Source organism: Paenibacillus sp. FSL L8-0494 (assembly GCF_038003695.1).
In the GTDB taxonomy this organism is placed as follows: Bacteria; Bacillota; Bacilli; order Paenibacillales; family Paenibacillaceae; genus Paenibacillus_AQ; species Paenibacillus_AQ odorifer.
The window spans coordinates 18703-31554 of sequence record NZ_JBBOPQ010000002.1 but is presented as its reverse complement, the minus strand read 5'-3'; the positions used below and the strand labels follow the sequence as shown (position 1 = coordinate 31554).

Annotated in this window: 18 protein-coding genes; 5 read left to right on the top strand and 13 right to left on the bottom strand. The window is 35.8% G+C overall.

The window, feature by feature from the left end:
* Positions 1 to 141: 141 nt before the first annotated feature.
* The 8 genes from NYE35_RS31225 to NYE35_RS31190 all read right to left on the bottom strand — a co-directional run bounded on the left by NYE35_RS31225 (position 142) and on the right by NYE35_RS31190 (position 4705).
* The gene (locus NYE35_RS31225) at positions 142 to 294 is read right to left on the bottom strand and encodes a hypothetical protein (protein WP_178944259.1); all 153 of its coding nucleotides are present in this window, start codon (positions 292 to 294) and stop codon (positions 142 to 144) included.
* Between the two features lie 100 nt (positions 295 to 394).
* The gene (locus NYE35_RS31220; RefSeq protein WP_341122572.1) at positions 395 to 700 is read right to left on the bottom strand and encodes a hypothetical protein; all 306 of its coding nucleotides are present in this window, start codon (positions 698 to 700) and stop codon (positions 395 to 397) included.
* Between the two features lie 182 nt (positions 701 to 882).
* Complete coding sequence (locus NYE35_RS31215; protein WP_341122571.1) at positions 883 to 1626, bottom strand: hypothetical protein; 744 nt, start codon at positions 1624 to 1626, stop codon at positions 883 to 885.
* 11 nt (positions 1627 to 1637) lie between these two features.
* Positions 1638 to 1769 carry a hypothetical protein gene (locus tag NYE35_RS31210; RefSeq protein ID WP_341004424.1) on the bottom strand — a complete coding sequence of 44 codons (132 nt, stop codon included), beginning with the start codon at positions 1767 to 1769 and terminating at the stop codon, positions 1638 to 1640.
* The gene (locus NYE35_RS31205) at positions 1769 to 2305 is read right to left on the bottom strand and encodes an accessory gene regulator B family protein (RefSeq protein ID WP_341122569.1); all 537 of its coding nucleotides are present in this window, start codon (positions 2303 to 2305) and stop codon (positions 1769 to 1771) included. Before NYE35_RS31205 ends, NYE35_RS31210 begins: the two co-directional genes overlap by 1 nt.
* Positions 2302 to 2967 carry a hypothetical protein gene (locus tag NYE35_RS31200; protein ID WP_081386683.1) on the bottom strand — a complete coding sequence of 222 codons (666 nt, stop codon included), beginning with the start codon at positions 2965 to 2967 and terminating at the stop codon, positions 2302 to 2304. The genes NYE35_RS31205 and NYE35_RS31200 overlap by 4 nt, the downstream gene beginning before the upstream one ends.
* Before the next feature lie 852 nt (positions 2968 to 3819).
* Positions 3820 to 4125, bottom strand: a complete 306-nt coding sequence (locus tag NYE35_RS31195) for a hypothetical protein (RefSeq protein WP_341122568.1) — start codon at positions 4123 to 4125, stop codon at positions 3820 to 3822.
* 274 nt (positions 4126 to 4399) lie between these two features.
* Entirely contained in the window at positions 4400 to 4705 is a 306-nt protein-coding gene (locus NYE35_RS31190) for a hypothetical protein (protein ID WP_341122566.1), read from the bottom strand.
* A 261-nt stretch (positions 4706 to 4966) separates the two neighbouring features.
* On the opposite strand from NYE35_RS31190, the gene NYE35_RS31185 reads away from it, so the two are divergent.
* A complete protein-coding gene (locus NYE35_RS31185) occupies positions 4967 to 5335 on the top strand; it encodes an ArsR/SmtB family transcription factor (protein ID WP_341122564.1) in 369 nt (122 codons plus the stop codon).
* Entirely contained in the window at positions 5328 to 7460 is a 2133-nt protein-coding gene (locus NYE35_RS31180) for a heavy metal translocating P-type ATPase (RefSeq protein WP_341122561.1), read from the top strand. The genes NYE35_RS31185 and NYE35_RS31180 overlap by 8 nt, the downstream gene beginning before the upstream one ends.
* Before the next feature lie 191 nt (positions 7461 to 7651).
* Here the strand turns inward: NYE35_RS31180 and NYE35_RS31175 are convergent, their stop codons facing one another.
* The 5 genes from NYE35_RS31175 to NYE35_RS31155 form a co-directional block, all read right to left on the bottom strand.
* Positions 7652 to 7900, bottom strand: a complete 249-nt coding sequence (locus tag NYE35_RS31175; RefSeq protein WP_341122559.1) for a hypothetical protein — start codon at positions 7898 to 7900, stop codon at positions 7652 to 7654.
* A gap of 558 nt (positions 7901 to 8458) precedes the next feature.
* A complete protein-coding gene (locus tag NYE35_RS31170) occupies positions 8459 to 8788 on the bottom strand; it encodes a hypothetical protein (protein WP_341122557.1) in 330 nt (109 codons plus the stop codon).
* An 11-nt stretch (positions 8789 to 8799) separates the two neighbouring features.
* Entirely contained in the window at positions 8800 to 8928 is a 129-nt protein-coding gene (locus NYE35_RS31165) for a hypothetical protein (RefSeq protein ID WP_341122555.1), read from the bottom strand.
* A 27-nt stretch (positions 8929 to 8955) separates the two neighbouring features.
* Positions 8956 to 9117: a hypothetical protein gene (locus NYE35_RS31160; RefSeq protein ID WP_341122553.1), complete on the bottom strand. Its 162-nt coding sequence runs from the start codon at positions 9115 to 9117 to the stop codon at positions 8956 to 8958.
* Positions 9118 to 9493: 376 nt separating this feature from the next.
* On the bottom strand, positions 9494 to 10099 hold the full coding sequence (locus NYE35_RS31155) for a recombinase family protein (RefSeq protein ID WP_341122552.1): 606 nt from the start codon (positions 10097 to 10099) through the stop codon (positions 9494 to 9496).
* A gap of 443 nt (positions 10100 to 10542) precedes the next feature.
* Here NYE35_RS31155 and NYE35_RS31150 point away from each other — a divergent pair, with 443 nt between their 5' ends.
* From NYE35_RS31150 to NYE35_RS31140, 3 genes are all read left to right on the top strand, one after another.
* Positions 10543 to 11112, top strand: a complete 570-nt coding sequence (locus NYE35_RS31150) for a hypothetical protein (protein WP_341122551.1) — start codon at positions 10543 to 10545, stop codon at positions 11110 to 11112.
* 36 nt (positions 11113 to 11148) lie between these two features.
* Positions 11149 to 11754: a hypothetical protein gene (locus NYE35_RS31145; protein WP_341122550.1), complete on the top strand. Its 606-nt coding sequence runs from the start codon at positions 11149 to 11151 to the stop codon at positions 11752 to 11754.
* Positions 11755 to 12158: 404 nt separating this feature from the next.
* Positions 12159 to 12617, top strand: coding sequence for a hypothetical protein (locus NYE35_RS31140; RefSeq protein ID WP_341122548.1), 459 nt, complete (start codon positions 12159 to 12161; stop codon positions 12615 to 12617).
* Positions 12618 to 12852 lie beyond the last annotated feature (235 nt).

The window sequence follows — 12852 nt, the reverse complement described above, 5'->3', positions numbered from 1 at the left end:
TAGCTTAACACAGTTTTTATATTTCAACGTACTCAAAAAGTATGATAGAAGTATGATCTACAAATTTTATCTCTAATTGTAGTTCAGTTAGCTCCCTGTGCCTTGAATGGTTGAGCATTAGTGGGTTTCATTGGTGTCACTCTACTCCTTATTGCCTGATAGGGTTTCAGGGATTACTATATCCGTTAAGTAATGCTCAATGCCTCTTGCTGTAGCCTCGACTTGACCAGGTGTTGTTTCATAATTTTCAGTGATATACTCCACTAAAAAACGATAAAGTTTACTGTTTGACATGTTTACTTCCTCCTTAGTTACTGTAAATGTAATAGTTCAAACGAACCAATCGATGGCGCCTAGCTGCTTGAGCAACCAGGCTTTAAAAATTTTGTTTGATTTATGCTAGATTTTTCCTTTCACTTCCGGATTTATTATTCGTTTTAAAAAGATCTATTTCTAGACCTTTTCTATTTTTACTCAACTGTACTCCTTCTTTGAGTCCTAACTCATAACATATATCTATCACTTCCCTGGTATGACTCAAAAATATATCTTCTAAGTTAAGTATGACTTCTGAAGGAACTGATGTTAACGATTGTATACTATCCATAAATTCCTTATATCGATATCCACCTTCGTTCTCCAGGATGCCATCAAATATTTTCGCAGTTCTCATTTCTATGACTTGCTGTATTATTTCCACTATTGCATTTCCCCTTCACATGATCACTTGTACCTAGTTAATTTAGCATAGAAACTTTGTGTAATATGTCGAATAATGAACGCCTATTTTGCAAATCAATACTAGTATCGATTTATCTTGTAATCTAAGCTCGACTTGTGGTAAAATTCATGATTTTTCCAAACAAAAAAAAGCCACAGCATTTAGTGAGACTTTTTGATCAAGTGATATACAATATCTTTTTTGTATTTTGCCATGTCAGTAGTTGACCTATCTAGGAAGTGCAAGATCAAAGCGAATTTATTTTCTTCTACATAATCCACAAAGTTCAGATTAACTAACTTACCAGTATCTAACATTAAGTAATCATTAAAGACAGCTCTGCATGCCTCTAGAGTTAACATCTCGCTGAAATTTCCGAACATTGTGTGAAACAGGGGAACATGATAGTTTTTTTTAGGTTCCCACACATCGATAAATTTAATGTGTTTTTTGTCGAAATATGTAACTTCCCCTGTTTCTTTCCCCTTCTCAACTTTTGTGCCTATCAAGAATTCATCTTTCGCTTGCGATAGTCTACTATTGTTTTTCGAACAATCTTTTAAATTTTTCACAAGATTTCTCTTGTATTTTGCCATATTAGTAGTCGAACCGTCCACAAAATGGAGAGTGAGTGCGAATCTACTCTCAGTCACATCTATCACAGAATCCATATTAACCAACTTACCTGTATCTGCTTGCAGATATTTCGGAAAAGCTACTTTACATGCTTCCAATGTGGTTAATACCCCATACATTTCAGAGCCACTATGGAATCTAGGAACATGATAATTTTTTTTAGGCGACCATATATCAATATAATTCACACTCTTTCTCTCTACAAAAACTACGTTACCCGTTTCTTTTTCATTAGCAATCCCTATACCTAATATTAATTCATTATCCATTTTGACTCATTCTACTTTTTATCAGAAATCCCAATTAATAGTTTCTTTAGATCTTCAGGCATCGGTTGATTTCCCAAAAAAGTTTTTTCTTTAGGTCCATTTTTAATTGCACTTTTTTCCAACATTACAGATATCTTTTTCATCAACATTTCCCCCATAATTTTCTAGCACCTCCTTTCCACGGCAGGATTAATATTGCTTGTAAGAAAAAAATCAATGAAACTGTAGATAATTGAATATAGAAAGCTATTATAACTAACACGATAGATATTATTTTTGCTTTCCTCATCCAACTCTCAGGATGGGTATTCCCAGTAAATACATTAGGTGCATAAAATAAATATATTATAAATGAAATACTTAATAAGAAATCAGTACCCAACGTATTCAGTCTAACCATAGGCACAAAAATAAAAATAGCTACAGAGCTTATAATACAAGACAAATAGCTTTTCATGTGAAGTCCACCTGAATACTTCCTTATACAAACAAATGAAATCATTGCTACTGTCGAAAAAATTAAAGTACCATTTATGTAACTCAATAAGAGAGTCAATAAAATAATTATGTAATTATTCAATTTACGACCTATTTCATAAGCCATAATATCAATACTAACAGTCACAGATTCAAACTGTTTTATCTTAGAAGCTATTAAAAGTGCCAATCTCTCAATCATCCTTGCTGATCTCTTTTCTGTGAAAAATAATAAGATATGCTATAGACTATCAGAAATGATGGAATAAGAAAAAAAGCATAGAAGTTAAAAGTTATAACCAAAGCTAATGATACGCCTACTAGAGTTGATAACGTGGTTAACAATAGAGCCTTGTTTTCCCCACTAAAATAATCTTCTTTAATGCTGAACTGATGTGGAGGTCTAATAATAAAAGAAAATCCCCATCCAAATAAATGAAATAAAAACGCCGCCAAATATGAAACGATAATAGATAGTATTTGAATTAACTGTATTTGAAGATCACGGGTTTGAAAGACTACATTATACTCTAAAGTTCCTGCGAAAATAAATCCATATAATATAAAGAGTTGAACTATAATATATGCATTTAGACTAGCACTGGTTATTAATGAACTATAAAACAGCTTTATTTTAAGACGATATCTAAAAAATAGAATGAAGAATATCACTTGTATAGGTAGGTCTAATGTTGGAATACCTATGACTATTCTCATTAAATAAGAGAACAACGATACTCCTAAAGACATTAACGCTATGTCTTTTATGTATTCCCGAAATGGAAGCCTGTAAAGTTTAAGAGCTAAAATAATTACTGCAGATGCATCAAATACTCCTAATAATAAATAAATCATTGTGCTCAACTGATAAATCACTTCTCTCTATTTTTATGATTACCAAAACAATTATATAGGTCATTTGCACCATTTTGAACTATCATTTTTCACATATATCTCAGAAAAAAATTATAATTTGTAAGATTTACAAGTAACAGGTTTCGGATCTGTGCATTGTTCCTGGCTAAGTGCCACCGCTCACCGCTGGATCCCCTGCAGCTGCAGCTATGCTCTCCTGGATGCTGCTAGCCCAGGACCTTGTTACCGCCGGCGCATCGATCCGGAGTCTTCAGCTGCTTACCTAACTGTCTGCAGGTTTCGGATCTGTGCTTTGCCCTGGCTAATTGCTGCAGGTTCCGGATCTGTGCATTGTTCCTGGCTAAGTGCCACCGCTCACCGCTGGATCCCCTGCAGCTGCAGCTCATGCTCTCCTGGATGCTGCTAGCCCAGGACCTTGTTACCGCCGGCGCATCGATCCGGAGTCTTCAGCTGCTTACCTAACTGTCTGCAGGTTTCGGATCTGTGCTTTGCCCTGGCTAATTGCTGCAGGTTCCGGATCTGTGCATTGTTCCTGGCTAAGTGCCACCGCTCACCGCTGGATCCCCTGCAGCTGCAGCTCATCGATCGGGAGTCTTCAGCTGCTTACCTAATTGTCCGCAGGTTCCGGATCTGTGCTTTGCCCTGGCTATTCGCTGCAGCTTATGCTCTTCTGGATGCTGCTACGCCCAGGACCACACTGAGTTACCTGAAGTTACGCAGATTCACATGAACTCCGCTTAAATAGCCTGATAGATTTGCATAAATTATTTCCTTCACAACAAAAAAACCGCAAGCATTAAGCAGCGGCATTATTAAGGAACTACTTTATAAGTAACTGCTTCAATACTCCCTTTGATTGGACGAACACATAAATTCATTTTCGATAAGATTTACTTCGCATCCAAGCTCTTTAAGTTTTTTTGCAATAGAATCAGCATATCTACCGGAGAATACAATTAAACCTGTATCATCTTTTGAAGGTAGGGCTGTAAAAATATGTTTTATAGTACGTAATTTATGTATTCGATCCATCTCAGTTATTTTTTTCAATTCTCCATCCGCATTTTCCCAATAACCATCTGGAGCAAATACCCCCCCGTAACTTCTTTTAAAATCAGCTGGTTTTGAATCGTTATTGTCCCCCATGTTAAGACCTCCATACTTTATGATCTGATCTTATATGATATTGAATTACCAATCGTAAGCTCTTGGATTTGTGTCATGGTCACAGTTTACGCAATGGTAAGTCCCATCTTTCCTTATGAAACAATCAGGATACCCGCAATTACAAGTAACCCATTCGCACTCACATTCGGGTTCAGTTTCTTTAGCACCACAACCCATACACACCTCATTAACACCCATTTTCTTCATTGTTTCACTCCTTCACAGTTTGCATCTACTGACAAGCCCTCTCGTACTATACAGTCGTTTTAAAAACCATCACTCCATTTAATGATAAGCCAACAAATTCTTGCATCGTGTAAAAATTACCATCAGAAGCAATAAAGCCATATGGCACTTTGCATTTTTTTGCACCGAATTCTTCCCAACATTCCTTTGCAGCACTCCTAAACCCATTGTTGCCCCACTTGCGTCTTTCTTTTGCAGACAGTTCCTCCCACTGGACATATAAATGGTCCGCACCGTTACCAATATCAAAAATAGGCTGCCATCCTTTATTGGCGTTGCACCATTCACTTGCAAGCTCTGCCGTCTTCTCCATAGCTTGATTCTCTCCTATGCGTTAACTTCGCTTTTCACTTCGTACTGTGCATCATCTAACGGAACAATTTCTGTCAAAAGAAAAAAAGTATTAGACTTTCGAGGGCATTAAGCTAACGGGCACGATAGTTCAATGAAATTTTGATTAAAGAATTGGGGTTCCCTAATTCTTTTTTTATATCATTCAAATACACACTTGAATATAATCGAAAAATAGCATACTATATTCAAACCAACACTTGAATGATAATGGAGTGAGAAAATGGATAAAAAAGATACTTGTGAGATTTATTGTTACGATGAAGAAAAGGTTAGTCGCATACAAAGTGATTTGCAAAAGATTGATATATCTAATGTTGCCCAATTGTTTAAAGCCATAGCAGATGAAAATAGAGCAAAAATTACCTATGCATTGTGTAAGGATGAAGAGCTATGTGTTTGTGATATTGCAAATATTATTGGATCAACGGTTGCGAATGCTTCCCATCACTTGAGAACACTTCATAAACAAGGGGTTGTGAAGTATAGAAAAGAAGGAAAATTGGCATTTTATTCATTAAACGATGAACAAATTAAACAACTAATTTTTATTGCTGTTGCACATGAGAAGGAGGATAAAGTAAATGTCTGATCAACAAACAAAATTATCCGAACAAGAAATGAAAACCTATAGGGTTCAAGGATTTACCTGTACAAACTGTGCAGCTATCTTCGAAAATAATGTCAAAGAGTTACCTGGTGTTAAGGATGCAAAAGTAAATTTTGGAGCGTCTAAAGTTTATGTTACAGGTACGACAACAATTGAAGAGCTTGAAAAAGCTGGATCATTCGAAAATTTAAAGATTCGTGATGAAAAAGAACAAAGAGTAGAGCGTGAACCCTTTTGGAAGCAAAAAGAAAACATAAAAGTATATATTTCTGCGATGCTACTTGTTATTAGTTGGTTTTTAGGAGAGCAATTTGGGGAAGAACATCTTCTTCCGATGATTGGTTATGCAGCGTCCATTTTAATTGGTGGATATTCACTATTTATTAAAGGTCTAAAAAATTTAAGCAGATTAAATTTCGATATGAATACGTTAATGACCATTGCTATTTTAGGGGCAGCGGTAATTGGTGAATGGGGTGAAGGAGCAACAGTTGTTATTCTTTTCGCTATCAGTGAAGCATTAGAGCGTTATTCAATGGATAAGGCTCGTCAATCTATTGAATCATTGATGGATATTGCTCCAAAGGAAGCATTAATTCGTCGTGGAAATGAAGAAATGATGATCCACGTTGATGATATTCAAGTCGGAGATATTATGATCGTAAAGCCTGGTCAAAAATTAGCCATGGACGGCACAGTCATTAAAGGAACTTCAACGTTAAATCAAGCTGCGATTACAGGTGAAAGTGTTCCAGTAACAAAAACAATTGATGACGAAGTGTTTGCAGGAACATTAAATGAAGAAGGATTGCTCGAAGTTCAAGTATCAAAACGAGTTGAGGATACTACGCTTTCTAAAATTATCCATCTTGTAGAAGAAGCTCAAGCAGAACGTGCACCTTCTCAAGCGTTCGTCGATAAATTCGCCAAATACTATACACCAGCTATTGTTATCTTGGCTCTGTTAATCGCTGTTGCTCCTCCTTTACTATTTGGCGGTGATTGGAGCGAATGGATTTATCAAGGTTTAGCTGTATTAGTGGTTGGTTGTCCGTGTGCATTAGTTGTTTCAACTCCGGTTGCCGTCGTTACTGCAATAGGAAATGCTGCAAGAAATGGTGTTTTAATTAAAGGTGGTATCCATTTAGAAGAGGCAGGAGCCCTTAAAGCGATTGCTTTTGATAAGACAGGGACATTAACAAAAGGTATTCCTGCAGTAACAGACATAGTGACGTATAGTGGAAATGAAAATGAATTAATGACGGTAACTGCAGCCATAGAAAAAGGATCGCAACATCCACTCGCTTCGGCCATCATTAGAAAAGCAGAACAAAATGGATTGAACTTTAATAGTGTTTCAGTTGAAGAGTTCCAATCTATTACAGGTAAAGGCGTAAAAGCAATAGTAAATAATCAAATGTATTATGTTGGAAGTCCAAATCTTTTTGAAGAACTGCATCAAACAATAGATAGTTCAATTAAAGAAAAAATCACTCATATGCAAACAGAAGGAAAAACCGTAATGGTGTTAGGAACGGAAAAAAAGATCCTTTCATTAATCGCCGTAGCAGATGAACTGAGAGAATCCTCCAAAGAAGTTATCACTAAATTGAATAATATTGGAATCGAGACAGTGATGCTGACAGGTGATAACCAAAGAACCGCCGCAGCAATTGGAAAAAAAGTTGGTGTTTCTGATATTAAAGCTGACTTACTACCCGAAGATAAGTTAAATTTCATTAAAGAACTTCGAACAAAGCATCATAGCGTGGCGATGGTCGGGGATGGCGTGAACGATGCACCAGCACTTGCAGCTTCCAATGTTGGTGTAGCGATGGGTGGTGCTGGGACTGATACAGCCTTAGAAACGGCTGATATTGCATTAATGTCTGATGATTTAAGTAAATTGCCGTATACCATTAAATTAAGCCGTAAAGCTTTAATCATCATCAAACAAAATATTACCTTCTCTTTAGCGATTAAATTAGTGGCATTACTGTTAGTTATGCCTGGTTGGTTAACGCTATGGATAGCGATATTTGCCGATATGGGGGCAACACTGATTGTGACATTAAACAGTTTAAGGTTATTGAAGGTTAAAGAATAAATGTAGTTATGTAATCAATGCAGTAATCCATTAAGCTAACGGGAAACTTTAGTTCAATAAACCAACAGTAGTCTAGACTTTTTTTCTCAGTTTAAGACAGCTGTTGGTTTTTATATTGGAGCCCTCAAAACGAGTTCTTTTGGAATTCACTAGTGAGCAGTTTGCGTCAACTTCGTACGGCGTAATAAAATTCAGTGCATAAAACGCCGCTTAAAAGTTCGAATCATATCATTTTCATCTGTCGTAGCGTGATTTGTGCAATATAAATATTGTTCACCCTGTTTCCATTCTTCATAAATATTATCTTTATACTTTTCACGGTCTGTCCAAATCTCAAATGATAGTGTTTTATACTCTTTGTCACCTAACATTACAGATGAATCAACTCGCACAAGCAAATTATCTTCATACTCCAGTATTATCGTTTTAATTTCATCCATTTCCATGCACTCTCCTTTTTATTTAGTTTCTTCGCTATATGTGTCCACTAACTAGTAAACTCGGAATGCGCATTAACTATTAGTGGTTACATCATCAAATTTAGCGGCATCCTTTTTTAGCTCAGACATAGGTTTTCCCTCAACCTTTTCTGTGCATGGATCGCAAATATCCGTATAGAAGCTTTCGTAATGGTCGAACAGTTTCCCACATTTATCACATGTGCTCATTCTCTTCATCTCCTTCGATATATACGTCTTACTCCCTCATACTTCCCACAAAATATTCATTGAAAATTACTAGAGATCCTTATTGAATTATTTCCAATCCAGTAAAGAAAGAAAATTACGAATCCGACAATTAAAAAAGTTTTTGTCCACCGTAAAACGGGTACATCAAAATCACTATCTTTTGAAGGATCAACTATATTACATAATATTGTTACAATTATAGTTACTCCTATTAATATCATCCATACTAATGGAGGCATCGATTATTTCTCCTTTTATGAACAGTGTGCGTCTACTTCCGACCACAAGATCTTTCTCCACTCTTTTGCCCTATCTTAATTTTTTTCTATCCTCCTTTTCCCATTCTTTTAAAAGCTCACGATACTCAGAGTCTTTGTATTCTGTATATTTCTCGTCAAATACAAGTGTATCAAAGTCATAGTAACCATCAATTGGTTGTTCTGAGTCCGGACAATTTACTTTAATTCTCGATCCTTGAACATACGCTATATAACGCACATCACCATTTTTCAAATCAAAATTTTGTTCCCAAGCCCTTCCAAAAACAGGCAAATCCCTAGGTGTAATAAACTTGTCATGCCCCAACAGTTGTTTAAAAAGAGCTTGAGCTCGGGATTTTGTGAAATTCAATTTCGACAATTTAGTCACTCCTAAACTAGTTCATTGTTTTGTTTCATTGATGCAGAAACACATGCTTTTGTCTCAGCGTCTAAGATCGCAGCTTCGAGACAAAATTTACATATATCTAATATCTCTCTGCTCTTTTTCTTCTTTTCCATGTATCTTTCAACCTCCTTACAAACGAATTATTCATTTTTTTCATTGAACGTTTTGCCGTCCCAAATATATCTTGCTTTCGGAACATTAATCTTAGGAGCAACCTGTTTCCTTGCTCTAATTAAAAAGAATATCTCGGTTACTCCCAACACAATTCCAACCGTAAAGACAATGTTTAACCATGTATCCATGCTAATCCGCTCTCCTATCTTAAGTAGCCCTTTAAAGTTCCAGATGAGCAGCAAGGTCTTTAATTTCCCATTTCTCCGTTATCATATTTCTCTAAACACTCACTGCAGATATTTCCGGTGTCCTCATCACCTTCACATTCGCAAATCGAACATAGATACTCATTTTCTTCCAACGTATTGCACGCCCCTTTTCATTTTGTTATTTTCTTGAATTATCTATTTATTTTGTCCAGCCGATCCAACTACACAGCAGCCTTCAGATCCTCGACACCAGGAATCATGTAGATAATTCTATTCTAGCGTTACTGAAATGGCATATTCCAACTTATCGATTCCGCGGGGCTCTCTAGATCCTCAATGCCTAGCGTGGTATTTATCATGTACCGTCTTCATATTCCTTTACACGCCGGTAGAAAGTAGTTCGTTTCATTCCGATTTTTTCCATAGCTGCTGTCGCGGTTAAATGACCAGATTTCCATTCCTTATACACATAGACGAAATCATCATTAATTTCTTTTTTAGGTCTACCAAAGGTTACCCCTGCTGCTCGTGCAACCTCTATCCCCTCTGCTTGTCGCTGGTGGTTTTTCATCCTCTCCTGCTCTGCTACATAAGCAAGCAGACTTAAAAACTGATCCTCCATTACTTTTCCAAAAGAGCCCATGGACTTAAACTTTCGGGAATCGAATAATACCTCATTATCTAAGCAAACGATGTCGGCATTCACTTCACGAGTAATGTACTTCCACTCGGCAATGATGCCATCATAATCTCGCCCCAACCGATCTAATGCGTCCAAATATAACAAATCACCTTCACGGATCAACAGCCTCATGGCTTGATATTTGGGACGAATGAAATCTTTTCCACTTAATTTTTCAACAAATATGTAACGTTCCTCAACTCCTAGTTCTCGAAATTTAATGATTTGTCGTTCTGGATTTTGATCTTTAGCCGATACCCGAACATAGGCAATCTTCATAGCAAATAACTCCTTATTATGTTTCAAAATACATCTTTAGATTTTGGAATGTCCCTAAAGTAATTATACCATATTTACGAACACTATAATAGCCATTTTTAGAGTATTCGTAAAAGCATGCCTTTACGGAATGTCTTCAGATATACGCTAGGTAAATCTACTAAACAATTCTCTCTATTAGAAAAATATCCCTTATTTTCATTTGCTTTCATATTTTTGTTGGTATAATATGGAGACGTTACCAAAATTATAATTCAAAGGAGGGATACTATTTAAAGAAGTGCAGTGATACTACTTTTCACATTCACCAACATGTAGTGAGAGCGAAAAGAGACAGTGATTTCAAACCGATTGTCGATAACCTTTTACATTCCTTCTCGTATTCGTTAATTAACGAACTAATTTAGTATGGTCTTTTAAATCTTATTAAGGTGGTGTACTTCGTGAAACAACTATCATTTTCTAAGAAAACACTCTTTACTATTGTTGGATCTCTATCTATTATTGTGATTTTTGCTAGTTCAACCTCTTTTGCAACAATTTTTTCTGGAGGAAGAAGTTCAGCCAATTTTAATGCATATTATGATTCTTCTGTCGCGTCATACGGCTACACTAGCCATTATGATACTGCACGTGCAGATTGGAATGCCGCATCCAGCAAGGTGAACATTGGAAAAACTACATCGACTAGTGGAAACCCCGATAAATATTATGTTGGTACTACGTCGAATGAGGGCTTATTAGGAGTACATACTCCTTATAACTCTTCTGGTCAGAATGTAAATAATAGCGATACATGGGCATACTCAACTGTTGCAATTTACCACAACCAGATGAATGATTTTAGCATGACTACTCCCGAAAGAGTTTCAACTGCAACTCACGAAGTTGGTCATTCATTATCTCAAGCACACCCGGAGACATCTCAAAATTCTGTAATGAAATCAGGTATTCAATCTTTTGGTGTCCAGACTTGGGACAAGCAATCCTTAATTGCCAAATGGGGTAATTAAAAAAATACCAATGAAAATTGGAGGGAGTACTACATTATGAAAAAAAACAAATTAGGTATTTCTGTATTGTCAGTGGGAATATTGATTGCTTCAGCCAGTCTATTTTTCATATTCACGCAGGATTCTTCAAGATCAACTGAGTTAAATGATTCTAAAATCTCATTAGAAGCTTCTTATGTAACTTACGAAACAGTAAGTGCCTTAGATTCAGGTGCAGAACTAATCGTGATAGGTACTCCTTTAAGAGACTTTGATGATCGAAAACATATCGTTACAACTTTCGATGATGGTGCCTTACAAGACTTTTACACACTTACTGATATACAAGTTGATGAAGTGATTAAAGCTCCCAAAGATTCAACATTGGCAGCAGATGAAGCTCTAACTATCATAGAACCGATTTCTTATATTGAAGGTGCAGAGGGCAAAAGAAAAATTACTTTTGAAGATTACACAGAGTTGAAACAAAATGAAAAAAGTATTATTTTTCTTAAACAAAATTCACAAGGAGAGTATAGTGTAATTAATATGGATCTCGGGAAGTTTTCTCTAGAATCTACAAGTCAATTTTTAGGTACTTCAAAAACACAAGACTCGAAAGAAAAATTCCGACAATCAGTATTAGAAAAATACAACTTATAAGAAGAACTAATTCCCCATTTATTCCAAAGAAGCAGCTCAAATATGAGTTGCTTCTTTTTGTTTACTGACAAACGTTTTAAAGACGTTGGAATACAAACTTAGGAAGAAATTTTTCTATAAAAGCCTATAAGATGCATATCAGCTTGGAAACGCTCCTCCTAATATTATCGGTTTGTGAATTTTATTTGAAATTTAAAGGATGATAAAGATGGTTATTTCTTATCTTGGATTGCCACACTGAAGACAGAATAAGTTGCTAAGGAGAGCCGACATTTCTGCAGCGTCCCTTGTTTTCTAACCCATTAGTTGTGAATCTATTATAAAATATAAAAAAATTGGTAACATTTCTCAAGTATAAAACGTCTGTTAGGATATATTAAATTAAAAAAGGGGTTCAGATATTCATGCGAAAAAATATTTCTTTATTTCTGATCATTGTGTTGATGCTAATAACTACTGCTTGTAGTACGAATGAAAAAGAAGAGGTTAGTTCTCAAAGTCAACCGAGCCAAGAGAAATTAATAGTTGCAAAATTACAGAACAGAATAACTATTCAGGATTACGAACTCCAAACCAAAAAAGATATAATTGCTACTTTCAATGATTCCTCTGTCACTGAGGTATTCATCAATGCCATTAAGGGATCAGAAAAAATATCAGGGACAGCTAATATAGCTCCTCCAAGGTATGAAGTTATAATTCAAAAAGATGGTACTGAGAGTTCATATTATTTATGGATCAACATTAATAGCCAAACCAGTAACGCGATGTATATGAATAAAGGTGATACAGAGACTGCGTACAAATTATCACTCGAAAAAACCAATTCATTAAAAGAAATTTTTAAAGAGATAGAGAAGTGAACAGTATGTGATCAACATTTACGAATTGCTACATCAGGTATGTCGTGATTGCTAAGGTAAACGGAAATAGTTCCTCTTCAGGGGATGCTACGTCAGCTGGTAGATTCTTGTTTGCCACCTGATAGTACCCAGTGCATTTGAACAAAAATGTATGTTATACTTAAATTAGTAAGAGCATTGCTTAATTTTTTCACAATAAATGGTTCTGTGTATAATTTATTAGCTTATGGGAGCA

Bases quoted from the DNA above. Each gene is read 5' to 3' on its own strand.
- NYE35_RS31225 (WP_178944259.1), bottom strand. From the start codon at position 294: ATGTCAAACAGTAAACTTTATCGTTTTTTAGTGGAGTATATCACTGAA.
- NYE35_RS31215 (WP_341122571.1), bottom strand. From the start codon at position 1,626: ATGGATAATGAATTAATATTAGGTATAGGGATTGCTAATGAAAAAGAA.
- NYE35_RS31210 (WP_341004424.1), bottom strand. From the start codon at position 1,769: ATGAAAAAGATATCTGTAATGTTGGAAAAAAGTGCAATTAAAAATGGA.
- NYE35_RS31205 (WP_341122569.1), bottom strand. From the start codon at position 2,305: ATGATTGAGAGATTGGCACTTTTAATAGCTTCTAAGATAAAACAGTTT.
- NYE35_RS31195 (WP_341122568.1), bottom strand. From the start codon at position 4,125: ATGGGGGACAATAACGATTCAAAACCAGCTGATTTTAAAAGAAGTTAC.
- NYE35_RS31190 (WP_341122566.1), bottom strand. From the start codon at position 4,705: ATGGAGAAGACGGCAGAGCTTGCAAGTGAATGGTGCAACGCCAATAAA.
- NYE35_RS31185 (WP_341122564.1), top strand. From the start codon at position 4,967: ATGGATAAAAAAGATACTTGTGAGATTTATTGTTACGATGAAGAAAAG.
- NYE35_RS31180 (WP_341122561.1), top strand. From the start codon at position 5,328: ATGTCTGATCAACAAACAAAATTATCCGAACAAGAAATGAAAACCTAT.
- NYE35_RS31175 (WP_341122559.1), bottom strand. From the start codon at position 7,900: ATGGATGAAATTAAAACGATAATACTGGAGTATGAAGATAATTTGCTT.
- NYE35_RS31165 (WP_341122555.1), bottom strand. From the start codon at position 8,928: ATGGAAAAGAAGAAAAAGAGCAGAGAGATATTAGATATATGTAAATTT.
- NYE35_RS31160 (WP_341122553.1), bottom strand. From the start codon at position 9,117: ATGGATACATGGTTAAACATTGTCTTTACGGTTGGAATTGTGTTGGGA.
- NYE35_RS31155 (WP_341122552.1), bottom strand. From the start codon at position 10,099: ATGAAGATTGCCTATGTTCGGGTATCGGCTAAAGATCAAAATCCAGAA.
- NYE35_RS31145 (WP_341122550.1), top strand. From the start codon at position 11,149: ATGAAAAAAAACAAATTAGGTATTTCTGTATTGTCAGTGGGAATATTG.
- NYE35_RS31140 (WP_341122548.1), top strand. From the start codon at position 12,159: ATGCGAAAAAATATTTCTTTATTTCTGATCATTGTGTTGATGCTAATA.